This window comes from Methylobacter sp. (assembly GCF_004322395.1).
Taxonomy (GTDB): domain Bacteria; phylum Pseudomonadota; class Gammaproteobacteria; order Methylococcales; family Methylomonadaceae; genus Methylobacter_A.
Genome location: NZ_SCTW01000108.1, coordinates 1 through 15,266, shown reverse-complemented (window position 1 = coordinate 15,266; position 15,266 = coordinate 1). Strand labels below are relative to the sequence as shown.

The 15,266-nt window shown below is 44.9% G+C and carries 17 protein-coding genes and 1 pseudogene; 6 read left to right on the top strand and 12 right to left on the bottom strand.

Annotated elements, in window-relative coordinates; translation table 11 throughout:
* The first annotated feature begins 43 nt into the window (after positions 1-43).
* Positions 44-1,789, top strand: coding sequence for a single-stranded-DNA-specific exonuclease RecJ (gene recJ / locus EPO18_RS14965; protein ID WP_292434569.1), 1,746 nt, complete (start codon positions 44-46; stop codon positions 1,787-1,789).
* A 43-nt stretch (positions 1,790-1,832) separates the two neighbouring features.
* Here the strand turns inward: recJ and EPO18_RS14960 are convergent, their stop codons facing one another.
* Genes EPO18_RS14960 through EPO18_RS14940 form a run of 5 tightly spaced genes read right to left on the bottom strand, consistent with a single transcriptional unit; the run spans position 1,833 to position 4,357 of the window.
* Positions 1,833-2,891, bottom strand: a complete 1,059-nt coding sequence (locus EPO18_RS14960) for a peptidylprolyl isomerase (RefSeq protein ID WP_292434567.1) — start codon at positions 2,889-2,891, stop codon at positions 1,833-1,835.
* Complete coding sequence (locus tag EPO18_RS14955) at positions 2,892-3,170, bottom strand: BolA family protein (RefSeq protein WP_292434565.1); 279 nt, start codon at positions 3,168-3,170, stop codon at positions 2,892-2,894.
* Entirely contained in the window at positions 3,167-3,469 is a 303-nt protein-coding gene (locus EPO18_RS14950) for a YciI family protein (RefSeq protein WP_292434563.1), read from the bottom strand. Before EPO18_RS14950 ends, EPO18_RS14955 begins: the two co-directional genes overlap by 4 nt.
* 3 nt (positions 3,470-3,472) lie before the next feature.
* A complete protein-coding gene (locus EPO18_RS14945; protein ID WP_292434560.1) occupies positions 3,473-4,009 on the bottom strand; it encodes a septation protein A in 537 nt (178 codons plus the stop codon).
* A 21-nt stretch (positions 4,010-4,030) separates the two neighbouring features.
* On the bottom strand, positions 4,031-4,357 hold the full coding sequence (locus EPO18_RS14940) for a hypothetical protein (RefSeq protein ID WP_292434558.1): 327 nt from the start codon (positions 4,355-4,357) through the stop codon (positions 4,031-4,033).
* Positions 4,358-4,466: 109 nt separating this feature from the next.
* Here EPO18_RS14940 and EPO18_RS14935 point away from each other — a divergent pair, with 109 nt between their 5' ends.
* From EPO18_RS14935 to EPO18_RS14925, 3 genes are all read left to right on the top strand, one after another.
* Positions 4,467-4,766: a DUF1244 domain-containing protein gene (locus EPO18_RS14935; protein ID WP_292434556.1), complete on the top strand. Its 300-nt coding sequence runs from the start codon at positions 4,467-4,469 to the stop codon at positions 4,764-4,766.
* Complete coding sequence (locus tag EPO18_RS14930) at positions 4,763-5,506, top strand: class I SAM-dependent methyltransferase (protein ID WP_292434554.1); 744 nt, start codon at positions 4,763-4,765, stop codon at positions 5,504-5,506. The genes EPO18_RS14935 and EPO18_RS14930 overlap by 4 nt, the downstream gene beginning before the upstream one ends.
* Positions 5,507-5,966: 460 nt before the next feature.
* A complete protein-coding gene (locus EPO18_RS14925; RefSeq protein WP_292434551.1) occupies positions 5,967-6,473 on the top strand; it encodes a hypothetical protein in 507 nt (168 codons plus the stop codon).
* Positions 6,474-6,526: 53 nt separating this feature from the next.
* On the opposite strand, the gene EPO18_RS14920 is transcribed toward EPO18_RS14925, so the two are convergent.
* Genes EPO18_RS14920 through EPO18_RS14900 form a run of 5 tightly spaced genes read right to left on the bottom strand, consistent with a single transcriptional unit; the run spans position 6,527 to position 10,777 of the window.
* On the bottom strand, positions 6,527-7,072 hold the full coding sequence (locus EPO18_RS14920; protein WP_292434550.1) for an ABC-type transport auxiliary lipoprotein family protein: 546 nt from the start codon (positions 7,070-7,072) through the stop codon (positions 6,527-6,529).
* Positions 7,069-7,983, bottom strand: a complete 915-nt coding sequence (locus EPO18_RS14915) for an MlaD family protein (protein WP_292434548.1) — start codon at positions 7,981-7,983, stop codon at positions 7,069-7,071. Before EPO18_RS14915 ends, EPO18_RS14920 begins: the two co-directional genes overlap by 4 nt.
* Positions 7,976-8,812 (bottom strand): ABC transporter ATP-binding protein, encoded by an 837-nt coding sequence (locus EPO18_RS14910; protein ID WP_292434546.1) that lies wholly within the window; start codon positions 8,810-8,812, stop codon positions 7,976-7,978. Before EPO18_RS14910 ends, EPO18_RS14915 begins: the two co-directional genes overlap by 8 nt.
* Positions 8,809-9,945, bottom strand: a complete 1,137-nt coding sequence (locus EPO18_RS14905; RefSeq protein ID WP_292434544.1) for an MlaE family ABC transporter permease — start codon at positions 9,943-9,945, stop codon at positions 8,809-8,811. The genes EPO18_RS14910 and EPO18_RS14905 overlap by 4 nt, the downstream gene beginning before the upstream one ends.
* A 37-nt stretch (positions 9,946-9,982) precedes the next feature.
* Positions 9,983-10,777, bottom strand: coding sequence for a ferritin-like domain-containing protein (locus tag EPO18_RS14900; protein WP_292434541.1), 795 nt, complete (start codon positions 10,775-10,777; stop codon positions 9,983-9,985).
* 12 nt (positions 10,778-10,789) lie between these two features.
* On the opposite strand from EPO18_RS14900, the gene EPO18_RS14895 reads away from it, so the two are divergent.
* Complete coding sequence (locus EPO18_RS14895; protein WP_292434540.1) at positions 10,790-11,176, top strand: VanZ family protein; 387 nt, start codon at positions 10,790-10,792, stop codon at positions 11,174-11,176.
* 218 nt (positions 11,177-11,394) lie between these two features.
* Here EPO18_RS14895 and EPO18_RS14890 read toward each other — a convergent pair whose 3' ends face one another.
* Both EPO18_RS14890 and EPO18_RS14885 read right to left on the bottom strand, forming a co-directional pair.
* Positions 11,395-12,870 carry a sigma-54-dependent transcriptional regulator gene (locus EPO18_RS14890; RefSeq protein WP_292434538.1) on the bottom strand — a complete coding sequence of 492 codons (1,476 nt, stop codon included), beginning with the start codon at positions 12,868-12,870 and terminating at the stop codon, positions 11,395-11,397.
* Positions 12,871-12,873: 3 nt separating this feature from the next.
* Positions 12,874-14,319, bottom strand: coding sequence for a sensor histidine kinase (locus EPO18_RS14885; protein WP_292434537.1), 1,446 nt, complete (start codon positions 14,317-14,319; stop codon positions 12,874-12,876).
* Positions 14,320-15,134: 815 nt separating this feature from the next.
* Between EPO18_RS14885 and EPO18_RS20825 the strand changes: the two are divergent.
* A pseudogene (locus EPO18_RS20825) lies at positions 15,135-15,266 on the top strand (IS701 family transposase); the annotation flags it as partial.

Here is a 15,266-nt window from a genome sequence, read left to right as displayed (position 1 = left end):
AAAATTTAAAGCCGGCCAATGTCGGCTTTTTTATTGGAAACCCATGTATTATCAAGGCGTAAAAAAAACTATCGTTACCCGTCCTGTCCCGAAGAAGCGCGCTAAATTGGGCGAAATGCATCCAATACTGGAACGTATTTTTCTAGCCAGGGGCTTAACGTCTGAAGAAGAACTGGATAGAACTTTGGCAAAACTTCCGTCGCCATGGTTGTTATCGGGCATGGAAGAGATGGTCGATCATTTGATTACCGCGATCAATGAGCGGCAAAAGATCTGTATCGTGGCAGATTTTGATGCCGACGGCGCAACTAGTTGTGCGGTGGCTATTAAAGGTTTGCAGTTGTTGGGGGCAGGGAATGTGTCATTCGTAGTCCCCAACCGGTTTGAATATGGTTATGGCCTGACGCCTGAAATCGTCGATCTGGTTAAGCAGCAAAATCCTGATGTAATTATTACCGTCGATAACGGCATATCCAGTATAGACGGGGTTAGGGTAGCCAAAGAGCTGGGTATAAAAGTCCTGATTACCGATCATCATTTGCCGGGGCATGAGTTACCTGTTGCAGATGCTATAGTAAATCCCAACCTGGACGATGATAAATTCCCCAGCGGCGCACTTGCCGGTGTCGGCGTTATTTTCTATGTATTAATGGCTTTAAGGAGCCGGTTAAGAGAGCAGAACTGGTTCGAGCAAAACCAAGTTCAAGAGCCCAATCTCGCTCAGCTGCTTGATTATGTCGCATTGGGTACGGTCGCCGACGTGGTGGCGCTGGATCAAATCAACCGGGTTTTGGTGCATCAAGGTCTATTGAGAATACGCACGGGGCGCGCGCATCCTGGGATAAATGCGCTTATCGATGTATCGGGCAGGAAGCCTGAGTCCATTTCCGCCACCGATTTGGGTTTTGCGCTGGGCCCAAGGCTTAATGCAGCAGGACGCATGGATGATATGTCATTGGGAATTCAGTGTCTGCTTATCGAAGATAAGACGCTAGCAAAAGAAATGGCGTTGCAACTCGATGATCTGAACAATGATCGGCGGGAAATCGAAGGTCAAATGAAAAACGAAGCTATGGCTTTGTTAAGTGAAATGAAAAAGCTTGATGAACACCATTTGCCGGCCGGCGTTTGTTTGTTTGACGCAAACTGGCACCAAGGCGTTATCGGTATTTTGGCGTCGCGAATTAAAGATCAATTACATCGCCCGGTTATCGCTTTTGCGCCCGCCGGCAAAGATGAGATAAAGGGTTCCGCTCGCTCGATTCCCGGCGTTCATATTCGGGATGTATTGAGCGATATTGCAGCACTACACCCTAAATTACTGAGTAAGTTCGGCGGTCATGCGATGGCTGCAGGTATGAGTTTGAAAATGCATGACTATCCGCCTTTTGCGTTGGCTTTCGATGAAATGGTCAGAAAGCGCCTAGTGACTATCGATCTGGAGCAAAAAATCTATTCCGATGGAGAGCTGACTGAACAGGAAATGACCATTGAATTTGCCGATTTATTGCAAAACGCCGGCACTTGGGGTCAGGAATTTCCCGAACCTGTTTTTGATGGTGTTTTTGATGTTATCCAATCGCGTATCGTCGGGCAGCGACATCTTAAATTAGTGCTCAGAAAGCCGTTCGGCGAGCTGTTAATCGACGCGATTGCCTTTTATGTGGACAAGCCGGAAAGCTGGTTGGGTTTGCGGCATATTAAGGCAGCTTACAAATTGGATATTAATGAATTCAGGGGAAACCGTAGTGTGCAGTTTATAGTGCAATATCTGGAAAAAATCACATAAAAAAGGGCGGATTAACCGCCCTTTTTGTTATATATCGCAGAACTTATTTTTTGTTTTCTGCCGGTGCTGCGGGAGCAGGTTCTGCTGCTTTGGCGGGCTCTTCAGTTTTAGCAGGCTCTGCCGCAGGAGTGGCTGGTTTTTCTTCAGCCGCTGCTGGAGCCTTTTCAGTTGCGGTACCTTCAACAGCCGGGGCTGTAGCAGGTTGCTCTGGTGTAGAAGGAGCGGCTTCAGTTGTTGGTTTTTCTTCAGTCAGCGGCACCAATATTTCCACTTTAGCTTGATTGCGCAATGTTTCTATCATGCTCTGAACTTTTTTGCGTTGCAAGAAAGGTGTAAGTTGCTCTTTAACTGCTTCCAATGGTGGAGGTGTTATAGGACGAGAATCTTCCTTTAAAATCACATGATAACCAAATTGGGTTTTAACTGGTTCTTTGGTGTATTTTCCTTTTTCCAGCGCAGCCACTGCCTCAGAGAAAGGAGCAACCATTTGCGCGGCAGAAAACCAGCCTAAATCGCCGCCATTTTGCGATTCTTTAGCATCTAATGAGTTTTTATTAGCTAATTTGGCAAAGTCTGCCCCCTTATCCAATTCAGCAATCAGCTTTTTTGCTTCTGCTTCTGTTTTAACCAGAATATGACGCGCTTTATATTCGGTTCCCTTTTCAGCGGCTACTTTGCTTTCGTATTCAGCTTTGATTTCCTCATCGGTTACCGGATTGGCTTTAATGAAGTTTTGCAGGCCTGCCTGTGTTAGTAATGCTTTTTTAGCCGCTTCAAGCTGTGTTATATACTCAGGCGATTTGTCCAGTTGCTTTTGTATCGCATCTTGAACCAGTAATTCACGCTGAACGAGTTCTTCAACCAATTTTTCTTTAGGAAAAGTTTGTCCGTGGCCACGCTCGGCGATTTCTTTTTCTAACGTCTCAAGCGTTGATTTAGAGATGTACTGGCCATTGACGACAGCAACAGCATCGGCTTTGTCGATGGCAGGTGCGGTTACTGCCGGAGCAGAAGTGCTGCCGGTATCGGCTGCTTTTTCTTGATTACAACCAGCAATCAGTGCTGTGCCGACAACAAGTAGAGGGATAAGTTTATTTTTCATTTAGAATCTTCCTTTTGTTTCTTCAGAGGGTGAAAGAGCATTAATGCCTAAGGCATGGATTTGTTGTTTCATCATGTCGCCCAGCGCATTATAAATAAGCTGGTGTCGCTGAACTAAAGACTTTCCTTCAAAAACTTCAGCTACAATAGTAACATGATAATGACCTCCGCCGCTACGTGCGCCAGTATGTCCAGCATGGGCCGCACTGTTATCAATAATTTCTAATAACTCCGGCTTAAAGGCGTCATTTAACAACTGTCTAATTAATTCGGATGTCATTGTGGAAAGACCTTTTTAAATGGTTTAACGATAACCTTGGCGTAAACCCCGGCATCGATATAAGGATCAACTTCCGCCCATTGTTGGGCATCTGTAAGGCTATCAAACTCAGCAATTACCAGACTGCCGGTAAAACCCGCCGCACCCGGATTGTCGCTGTCAATTGAGGGATGAGGACCGGCTAAAACCAGTCGTCCGGCGTCTTGTAGCTCCTGCAATCTTTGGATATGCGCCGGACGGACTGACAGTCTTTTCTCCAGACTATCGGCTACATCTTCACTGATAATGGCATATAGCATTTTTTATTCCTCTGTATCGGGAATGTATTTATATAAATAAACCAATTGCAGCAAAATAAAAATAGCCATTAAAGCCGGTACGCCAAACGTTTTAAAAGTGACCCAATCGTCTGTATTGTAATTGTACATCACATAAAGATTGAGAAAGCCTACACTAATGAAAAAGCAGCCCCACATTGTGTTTAACCGTCTCCATACCAATGCGGGCAATGTTAAACTGCCAGACAGCATTTTTTCAATGAAGGGTTTTTTACCAATAAACTGACTCCCCAAAAAGGCTGTGCCAAATAGCCATTCTATAATAGACAGCTTCCATTTGATAAATTGTTCATCCTGCAAATAAAGGGTTGCCCCCCCCATTACCAAAATCAATCCCAAGGTAATCCATTGCATGGTTTCAACCTTGCGGTATTTAAACCATGTGTAAGCTACCTGAATAATCGTTGCCGCAATGACCACGGCGGTAGCGACATAAATATCATAAAGTTTGAATGCAATAAAAAATAAGAGAATCGGAAAAAATTCGAAAAGCTGTTTCATTAGTGACCGAAAGTAGGGTGATCAGGCGTAAGCATCTATTCCTATAATCAATTGAGCACGTTGATCTTGCAGCGGTGCATTGAATTCCTGGGTATAGGCAGAAAGTGCTCGTAAAGTTCGTGAATTGGTTGGTTTTATAATATTGTCTTGACTCGACAAATCAATGGCTAAGCCGACATTATCCAATGTTTTTTTAATCTCTTCAGGTGAAGAGGGCTGTTTTTTGTTTTGAGCATCTTTCGCAATAGACAGCTCATGTTCATCTTTATTTTGCGCGCTACCATTTTTGCCAACTTTCTGGTTAAGGTTTAGGGGCGAAAAAGTTAATGATGAACTATGAATTCTCATATGTGAAGCAGCTCGTTATTCTCATGTTCATTGTAAAATCTTTGAATAGGAATGTACATGCTTGAATAACTGTTTCTGTTAAAATAACGATTATTTTTGGAGCAAATCTGTGGATAAAAACACAAAAACCGAATTAGAAGCGGCTGCATTTAGACGCTTAGTCAGTCATTTACAAAAGAATACCGACGTTCAAAATATCGATTTAATGATACTGGCTGACTTTTGCAGAAATTGTTTGGCTAAGTGGTATATGGCGGCAGCGGTAGAGCAGGGCATAGAAATGGATTATGAGCAAGCCAGAGAAATTGTTTACGGCATGCCTTATAAAGACTGGAAAGACAAATTTCAAACCGAAGCTACCGCCGAGCAATTGGCTGCTTTCGACCGCAAACAGCAAGCGAAACTATGACGACTGACAAATCAAAATATGATGCCATGTTTTCCGGCGTGATCGGGCAGGATTATGAACTGCTCAACTTGATCTGTCCTTTAGCAACCCAAATGAGCCGCCTGGTAGGCGTTGCAGCTTCCGCGTACGCAGAACAAACAACCGATAATCTTACCGTTATAGAGCTGGGCGGCGGCACCGGCATTACCACTTTATCATTATTAACAGCCTCTGATAAATTTAGCATCTTAAGCATTGATAATGAACCGGTTATGCAGGAACAGGCTAAAAAAAATCTACATAAATGGGTGGAAGAAGGCAAACTGGATTTTTCCAGCGATGATGCATTAACGGCTGTAAAAAAAATTGCTACAGATAGTGTCGATATAGTGGCTTCGGCTTATACCTTGCATAATTTTCTCGATATTTATCGTAAGGAAGTTGTACAAGAAATCTTCAGGATATTAAAGCCCGGCGGCCAATTCATTAACGGCGATCGTTATGGGTTAGATGATATTTCGAAACATACACGCATCATACAAGAAGAAGTCAGCGGTTATTTTAAGGTGTTAACCAAGATTAATAAGCTGGACGTACTAGAACATTGGATAGTACATTTGTTTAGCGATGAATCGGAAAATCACGTCATGCGTGAATCGGCAGCATTAGATCAGCTACGTGATAGTGGATTTATAAACATAACTCTTAGCCACAGACTTGATGTTAATGCATTGGTAACTGCTACAAAACCCGGTTTATGAATTATGCATGAAGTATTTTTTTCTTATTATCTTAAAGAGTATCAAAGTGACTGTACAAGCTTGGGCGTAATCTAACACATTCAGTCTTAACCGATATGGAAAAAGTAGGGATGTCGTGGCAGTAAAAAGCTTGTTCCATGAATATAATTTAATTTAACATAATATACATTATGCGAAATAATTTATAATGGTCTTTTTATTGCGATTGCTTATGCTTATTGAATTAGCCTGTTTATATCAGCTACGGCTATCTCATCTTAAAATGTTATCTTTCGTACCAACCAAGTAATCTTCACGCGATTAAAAATCGCATACCTTATACCGTCAACAAGGTTTAGCAGGTGTTTTGGCGCCCTCAGTACTTTTGATAATTTTATTAGTTTTCTTTTGTTGAAAGAGATGTTAAAAAACAATAGTTTTTTAACGTTGAGTAACTTTATAAAATCGGGAGAGAGCTGTTATGAACATATTTGAAATTATCGCCGTGCTTATTGTTCTGTTGATAGCAATACCAATTGTTTTAAAAAAACGAAAAAAATGCTCATCATGCCATTCATCAAAAGAAACGCCAAAAAGCGAATCCAAAATACTAGAGCAAGTAAAGCAACAACCGGAAACCAAGTCAGCAGACCAACCCGTTGTTAATGCTAAGGCGACGGTTGTTAATCCTCCTGAACCTAAGCCTGCCGATAAACCCGTAGTTAATATTGAATCTTCTGCGAAGCCGCAAGCAAAAGTTCCTTTTCCAGAAAATGCCGGTAACAGCTTTCTCCCTCAAGATTCAATACTGAAACGGCATTATCTGACTCATGTTTACACGATGATTGACTCGCTTGCACCGCCGCGTCCTACGGAATCAGTTTTACGCCGACATTATGATGCAATAATAATTACTAAAGTAGTTCAGTGCTTAAACGATAAAAAAACAATGGAGCAACTGATTGAAGATTATAAAAATAGAAAGTAACTGCCCCCGCCCTCCTCTGATGGAGGCGAAGCATCGCGGTCAGTTAAACGCGCTCAATGTTGGTGGTTTGATAATTCCATGAGCCAGGTCTGGATCTTTTCAGTTGCCTGTTTTGTCAAATCGGTAAAGCCGTTTATTGCGCCGGCCGCATCGGGTGTTTTAGTAGGCTGTTGCAGATAAAATTCTCGTGAAGCAATCTTTTGTTTATTATTGACGGAATAGGCTTCCACAGAGAAACTCAGCACCGCCCGAGCCCGGTCCGGCGCATCAAATTGCTGCTCAAAATCATGAAGCCGTACTATAAGGATATAATCCTGAGCCTTGTTGCTGGAAGTCAGCAATTGCTCAAGCAATTCAGGCGGTGGTGCAATCCAGCGGTCCAAACCGTAAAATCTGACTTGGGAGGGGGCGGAAAAAAGCAATCGATAACGAATACGGTTATCCCAAAGCCAAGTCGGTGCATTGACGCTAACTGACGCTTTATCCTGATGAGTTGCGGTTGATAGGGATACGCCAAAATCATGGAATGCGGGCTTTTTTTCGGTAACGCTGCAACCTGCGCTAAAAAAAAACAGCCATCCTATTAATAAGTACTTCATTGCTTTTCCTCATAGCCCGGCTCACCCGGTCCGGCATCTTGTTGACTGGGTCCGAACAACAATTCCTGCGGATCGTTTTCCAGCATAGTGGCGACTCTTTTTACCTGTTGCGTTGTCGACTGTAACTCAGTCAGCAGTTTGTTAATTTTCGGTAATGTTGATTGCTCTAAAGCGTCGCTAGCCGTTTTTCCGCTATCGACAAAGCTACCGGCTTTTAGGCTGAGGTTTTGTGCTTCTTTGGTTAAGCTCTGTAAATCATGAGTCAACGCATTGATATTTGATAGGGTTTTTCGGCTATCCGTACTGAGTGCGGGAATGCCGGCGATTGCCTTATCAACGCTATTTTGTAGCTCGGAAAGTTTGTCGGTTAGTGTTTTCAGGTTACTTAGAATGCCGCCGATATTCTTTTCATTTTCATCGCTTAACAGTGCGCTAAGCCGCTGCATTAAATGATCGGCTTTATGCAAAAGTTCTTCTCCTGAGTCCATCAGCTTATCAGTTATCGATGGCACTAAAGGAATACGTGATGCAGGATTATCGCCCGGGGGCAATGGCTCAGAAATAGTACCGGAGTCTTCCAGCTGAATCTGGGTCAAGCCGGTTACACCTTTTAAGCGCAAGGTTGCGTAAACGCCTTTATTCAGAACGATGCTCTTGTCGATCTCAATCGGAACAAGAATGGTACTGTAATCTGAGGGATCGAACCGGACATTAAGCACTTTTCCCACCGCGATGCCCCGGTAAAAGACCGTCGATTCGGGATTAAGGCCTGAAACAGATGCTTGAGTTGAAATAACGTAGAGATTGCGCTCCTCATTCATGGTGCCGATCCAGAAAATAATTGCCGTCGATGCAGCCACCAAGGCAATCAAAAACAGGCCGGTAGTCAGTGCATGATTTTCTCTACCCATCGGCATTCTCCTGATATTGAAACACCCGTTCAGCGCGTTTATTGTGAAAAAATTTATCTACAAAAGGATGATCGCAGTTTAGAACATCGGCCAGCGTTCCAAAAGCGACCAGATGAGCATCCGCCAGCACTGCAACCTTAGTACACAGATCTCTTAATATATCTAAATCATGGGTCACCATAACCACCGTAAAATGAAGGTCTTTATGCAGCTCGGATAACAAGCTGACAAAATCTTCGCTGGAAATAGGGTCAAGCCCCGAGGTCGGCTCATCGAGCAATAAGAGTCCCGGATCCAGAACCATAGTGCGGGCCAGCGCCACCCGCTTGATCATGCCGCCCGACAAATCGGCCGGTTTTAACCAAGCGTCACTAGCGGCCAGCCCGACCATTGACAGCTTCATAAATACTATACGCGCAATCAATTCTTCATCGTCAAAACCTATTTCCCGCAATGGAAAGGCAATATTCTCAAAAACATTTAAAACGCTAAATAACGCGCCTTTCTGAAACAGCACGCCGCAATTGCTGCGCAGCCGCTGGCCGTGGCTTGAATCAGCGTCTTTTAAAGACTGCCCCATCACGAACACTTCGCCCCGTGTGGGCTTTTGCAGGCCGATAATTTCACGCAACAAAGTGGTCTTGCCGCAACCGGATGCGCCTACCAGCCCCAAAATCTCGCCGTGTTCCAGGCAAAGATTAATATCTTGATGAACAATCTTGCCTGTATCCTTTAAGGGCTCATAAAATCTCGTCCAGATATGCTCCAGCCGGATTGCGAATAAATTTTCGTCTTGTGCTGCAGGAGTTGTCGTCGATGATTCGTTCATGGCATGCCCACATTCATAAACAGGATAGCAAATACCGCATCAACCATAATCACCACGGTAATAGCAGCCACTACGGAATTAGTGGTCTCATTGCCAAGGCTTTCGGTATTCGGCTTAATCAGAAAACCGAAGTGACAAGCTATCAGCGCAATCATCAACCCGAATACCGCGCTTTTTCCCAAGCCGATAAAAATATTAGTCAGCGGCACCACGTCAGGCAATTTCAGGAAAAATTGCTTGTAATTGATATCTAGTGTAGTTTGCGCCGAAAACATTCCTCCTATCAGCGCCATCACGCTGGTCCATACACTTAGCAACGGCAGAACGATAGTCAATGCCATCACCTTGGGCAGAATCAGGCGCAAGGAATGAGATATGCCCATCGCTGAGAGCGCATCGAGTTCCTCGGTTACCCGCATGATGCCGATTTGCGCTGTCATTGCCGAGCCGGAGCGGCCCGCAACCAGAATGGCCGCCAGCAGAGGCCCCAACTCGCGGATGATGCTCAAACCCAGAATATCGATAATATAAATTTCCGCCCCGAAAATCTTCAATTGCAACGCCGATAAATAGCTAAGCACAATGCCGATCAGAAAACCCACCAGAGCTGTAATGCCCAAAGCCCGGACTCCGGATTCGTAAATCGTAATGGAAATTTCCGACCAGGGAATTTCGTTAGGATGCAAAAAAAGATAGCCTATATCCAAAACCAGTTGGCCTAATAAAGTTACCAACTCCAACAGTTGTTTCCAAAAACTGGCAAGCAGTTGATCGGTGTACTTTATAATCCGGCTTGCACTGGAAATGACAGGCTGGAGCTCAGGGATTTTTTGGGCTTGCCAGCGCTCGAATAAATGCCGATGTTCAGGTTTCATCTGCAACGCAACCGGCAGCTTGTTTCCCCATGCTTTCCAAAGCATTAATGCGCTGGCGCTGTCGAGCACATTAACCGATTCCATGTCCCATTGAATATTTTTATTAGCGGCATACAAGCTGATTTTCCGATTCAGATCAGGCGCAATGATCAGATTACGCAAGTTCCAATTGCCGGACAATTTCACATAACGTTGTCCGGAATCTTCAACGATTTCCAATGTGGGTTGTATATCCTGATTTGTTGAATTATCAGTCATAGGGTAAGTATATTATTTTCAGCTTAAAGAGATGCTGTCAGCATTCCAGCCAATCTATTTCGGCATCCGAAAAGCCGGCTATTTTTCGCAGTTCCCTGTTAAACGGGCCTTTAGGTTTACCGCCAACATAATATTGATCGATTAACTCGCGGTATGTGGCCTCGGCTTCAAAACCGCGCTGCCTACAAACAAACTTAAACCATTTAGAACCTAATTCCACATGCCCTACTTCGTCGGTCAAAATTCGCGTTAATATTGCCACGCTGGCATCATCGCCCAATATCCTGAACTTTTCAATAAGCGCAGGCGTCACATCCAATCCCCGCGCTTCCATACAGCGGGGAACCATCGCCAACCTGCCCGGCAAATCGTCCGCGGTATCTTTAGCATGATCCCATAAGCCGCTGTGCGCAGGTAAATCGCCATAATCAATTTGCATAGCTCGTAAATGCGTCCTAATTAATACAAAATGCTGCGCTTCTTCATCGGCAACACGCAGCCAATCCTGATAAAATTCCTTGGGCATGCCGCGAAAACGGTACAAAATATCCCAAGCCAGATAAATGGCTACGAATTCAACATGGGCAATGGCATGAAAAAAAGCGGCAACACCATCGGCTGTGGTCAGTTTTCGCCGAGGCATCTGACGCGGAGCCAATAACTCCGGTTTTTCGGGAAATGTTACCTGATCTATCTGTAGAACCGGTCGATCCGAGATGAACGTTAATTCGCCAGCAATGTAAGCTTGCCAAGCCTGGTGTGTCAGCGCCAACTTTTCATCGACATTGGCCTGACGAAAAAACGCCTCGGCAAATTCAAACACATTATTCATAATTATAAGGCCATGATTAAAATTTTAGACTTCACGTCCCTGATCTTCTATTGCCTGTTTATTTACTGGCTTTCCGACCAACCTTCCCTACCGGTTCCGGCGTTGTTTCCTGTGCAGGATAAAATTCTACACGCCGGAGCCTATTTTATAATGGAAGTATTCGCGTGGCGCTGTTTTAAGCACCAGTTCAATCGGCCCATTACGCTTGCTTTGACTAGTGCTATTTTTTGCAGTTTATATGGTATGTCCGATGAATGGCATCAGTCTTTTATTGAGGGACGTTTTTCGGATGTTGCCGATTGGCTTGCCGATACCAGCGGCGCGGGTTTCGCAGCATTTTTATTAGCGCACGATGTTAAGTCACGTTATCTGGAAAATTTACGTAATATAAGAAAGTAGCCTTTTTCCGTGTTTGATAGAAACAGTACAGCGTAAGTTAACTGTATCGTTAGACATCTAGAATCCTCTCGACTCATTATAAGCTATTCAGATATTGATTAATGCGGACTAAGGCACTCGGTTTTGCTACCGATAGACTTATTTTTGCCAAGCATGATTAGTTTGAGACTGCCATGAACAGGCGGCCAGGGTGCCATTCATTAAACTTAATCGTCAAATCAATCCGTTATTTTCAGGTTATATTTCCGCACCCTATAACGTAGTGTTTCCCTTGTCGCTCCCAGTGCCCTGGCAGCTGCGGTCAGGTTGTTGTCCGCCCGCTCCAGAGCGGTTTTGATAATAAAACAATCCATATCGTCCAGCGCCATGCTGCCATCCAACGGCAACCAGATGCCCTGCTCGGTCTGCACCGCATCGGAAGAAGGCTGTCCTGGTAATTGCAGCCATTGTCCGGGAAATGTCGGCCCATCGGAAAACAGTACGCAGCGTTCGATGACATTACGCAACTCTCTGACGTTGCCCGGCCAGTAATGGGCTTTCAGCTTGTCCCATACCGCGTCCGGTATATCTTTAACATGCCGCCCGGCCTTAGCGTTATATTCGGCAACGAATAACGGCACCAGCTCGTCCAAATCTTCTACGGCTTCGCGTAGCGGCGGCAAGATCAACTTGAACACGCTTAATCGGTGATATAAATCGGCGCGAAAGCTACCGTCCTGAGCCATTTTTTCCAGATCACGGTTACTTGCGGCAACTATCTGTACATCGACCTGGATTTCCTTTTCCGCTCCCAAGCGCCGGACTTTGTGATCTTCAATCACTTTGAGCAATTTTGCCTGCAAATCCAACGGCATTTCACCGATTTCGTCCATGAACAGCGTACCGCCATCGGCCTGTTCAAGCAGGCCGCGATGCCGTCCTGCGGCACCGGTAAATGCGCCGGGTTCATGTCCGAATAACTCAGATTCCAGCAATTCCCGAGGTAGCGCCGCGCAATTCACTTCAATCATCGGTTGTTGGGCACGGGTCCCTCCGTAATGCAATATACGCGCCGCCAAGCCTTTGCCGGTGCCGCTCTCGCCGCCGATAATCAGCGCGCTAAACGGCACTTGGGTCAGCTTCGCCAATAGCTGCCTTACACCCTGAGCCTGTCGGCTATGTCCGACATAAGCATCCGGCGAATAACGCCGATGCCGGTTGGCTTGATCGATAACACGTCGCTGGATTGATGCACTGCGTGCGGCGCTGGCGACAATCAAGTCAAGGCGATCCAGATCGCAGGGCTTTTCCAAAAAATCATAAGCACCCAGCCGTAGTGCCCTGACCGAATCCGGCACATTGCCGTAGCCGGTTAAAAAAAGCCACTCGGCAACCGCTCCAGGCGTTGCTCTCGGCAACCGCTCCTTGCGTTGCTCTACCTCCCTCATCCCTGAGGTCGTACCTCCTCCATCCCTGGAGTCGCCGGCATGACCAATCTCCTTTTTAATCTTTTCCATAAAATCCAGCGCATTACCATCCGGCAAGTTCATATCGGAAAGAATCAACAACGGCTCTATTTTTTTGTTCTGCAATAATTCCCTGGCCTCTCTCAGATTGGTCGCCAGTACAACCTCCCAACCAGACTGTCGATAATGACGAGACAATTCGGAACCTAACAATTTTTCATCTTCAATGATGAGTAAGGTTTCTATCATGATTTATCTCTGAATAATACATTCTTTAGGCAACAATATGGATACGCATGCACCATGAGTCGGTTGATTGGTGAGGTTGATCGTGCCTCCCACGTCTTTTACAAAGCGTTGCACCATAGCCAATCCCAGTCCAGTGCCGCGTTGACGGCTGGTGCGAAATGGACGGATACCGTGCTCCAGCATGTCTTGAGAAAAACCGATGCCGTCATCCTGCACGTCAATACGCAAGCCCTGTCTGTCTGTGCTAGCCTTTATACAGATGGTTCCGGAATTACCTTCAAGTGCGTCAGCTGCATTCAATATCAAATTCAATAAGGCTTGCCGTATACCGCTTTCAGGCAAATGTACGGGCAATGGGTACGGAACCTCTACTTGCAAACTGATAGTTTCGGGTATCTGGTAACGTGTTAACGCCACTAAGTCCTTAATTAATACTCTCATATCAAAAGCAGTAGCTAATTCCGGCGAATGACGGCTTTGCCCGAGCATATCGTTAAGCAATCTCGCCATCCGTTTCAACTCAGCATTGATCAGATCCAATCTTTCCAGCTGGTCAGCATCCTCAATTTCACGGCGTAAATTATTAAATGCCATTTGAATTCCCGCCAGCGGATTACGTATCTCATGCGCTAATTCCGCAGCAACTTCACCTATAGCCGCCAACCGATCGGCTCTTGCCAAGCTATATTGCTGTTCTAGTAAAGCTTGCGTGGCCAATCTGACTTCATGTTGCAATGATTGGGCATGTAAACGATTTGCTTCTTCCAATTCTGCAAGGTGTTTAACCATCTCATTGTAGCTGTTAAACACCGGCAACAACAGAGGATCAAGATGATCTGTGGTGATCGGGGTAAAATTCTCTTCAGTCAAATGTTGCAACAGTTCTCTTAGATCATTAAGCGGATGCAAAATTCTGAAACGTAAAAATAGTACTGCCACAAACAATATAGCCATGAATATAGCCAAGGCCATATACAGTTCAGTTTGGGTATCCCGACTAATATCTTCCAGTAACTCTTCACGCTGCAAGGCTTCGTTATCCAGCGTTTCGCTCATCAATTTAAGAGCTGCTAAAAGACGGTTGTGTTTTTCTTCATTTTTTACTGCCGACAAATCTCCCAGCATGCTTTTGACCGTTTCCAGGCTTGATCTGGTCGCCGTTGACAAATAACGATTATCCGTCATCAGCGCATCCATATCACCCAGGGTTTTGGTCAGAGCTTCAGGATGTGCGTCCGTTACCGATTCGGTCAGATACTCAATCAACGATTGCTGTAGCCCTACCGATACATTTTGGATGCGATGAGAATAATTAACATAAGAAAAAACTGTTTTAAAGTGATGTACATTTCGCCAGATCATGCCGCCAAGTATGGCAAGAGCCAGTAACAGCAAACTCAGGAAAGCCAAGCCACGCAGTTGGGCAGGACGGTAAAAAATCGGTTTCATTTAAAATTTGTGTTGGTAGTAGCAGCTTTAATTATGGGCGGCTAATATTAACATACTGTCCTTTATTGATAACAAAGCGCTTCGATAGGTTTAAAATCGGCGGCTTTACGCGCGGATAAAATCCGAAGAATACGCCGACTGCATTAAACGATGAGATTATATACTTCGCGTCCTGAGCGATTGTCTTGGACATCCATGCCAGTTTATGGTGCGGGCTGAGGTTTCTTATCTAATCAAGAGATTTATTATCTATTATGAATAGAAAATAGGCGGCTATTTCCGTTGATAGCTTGCTTTGAATTTTCTCCACACTTCTTGAGCATACACACATTACTCGCTATTTGCCTTGACTCGAATAACATCCTCTGCCCTTCGCAACCCATCAATTCTGCCATATTCAGAATTGCTTACCGTCCTAATCAGTCAGCTTAGGCTTTCATACATCAGAGACTGCCCGAGTCACGATGACTGGCACTTAACCAGTTCAGTTATACCGGACTTTTTAGACATCTTGCGGACAAGTGCTGTCATGGGGTTCAGAGCATAGCCATTAATATAATGACGGAGAAGTTAATGGCTACAACATTCTGAAATTCGTGATGAATGTCACATAATCTGGGATTTGGTCTTAAGCTTACAAAAGGCTCAGCTTTGGCTGACATACGGCGGCCATTTTTTAAGCCACAATGGGGTCGTCGCTTATCCCGCTCAATTATGCTGGACTTTCCTGTCAGATATACTGCGGATGAGTACACGGGGTGACAATGATTAACTGATGTTACGCAGCCATCCCTAAATTCGGTTATTCTGTGGGAATGAAAAAAGTAGAATTAGAGTTATATACAGATTATTTGATAAGCACGTTTGGAGCGGCGACAGCCACAGGGTTATCGTCGATGGTGGATGGTGATGTGAGCCATGACCGAGTGACGCGTTTTTTATCAGAG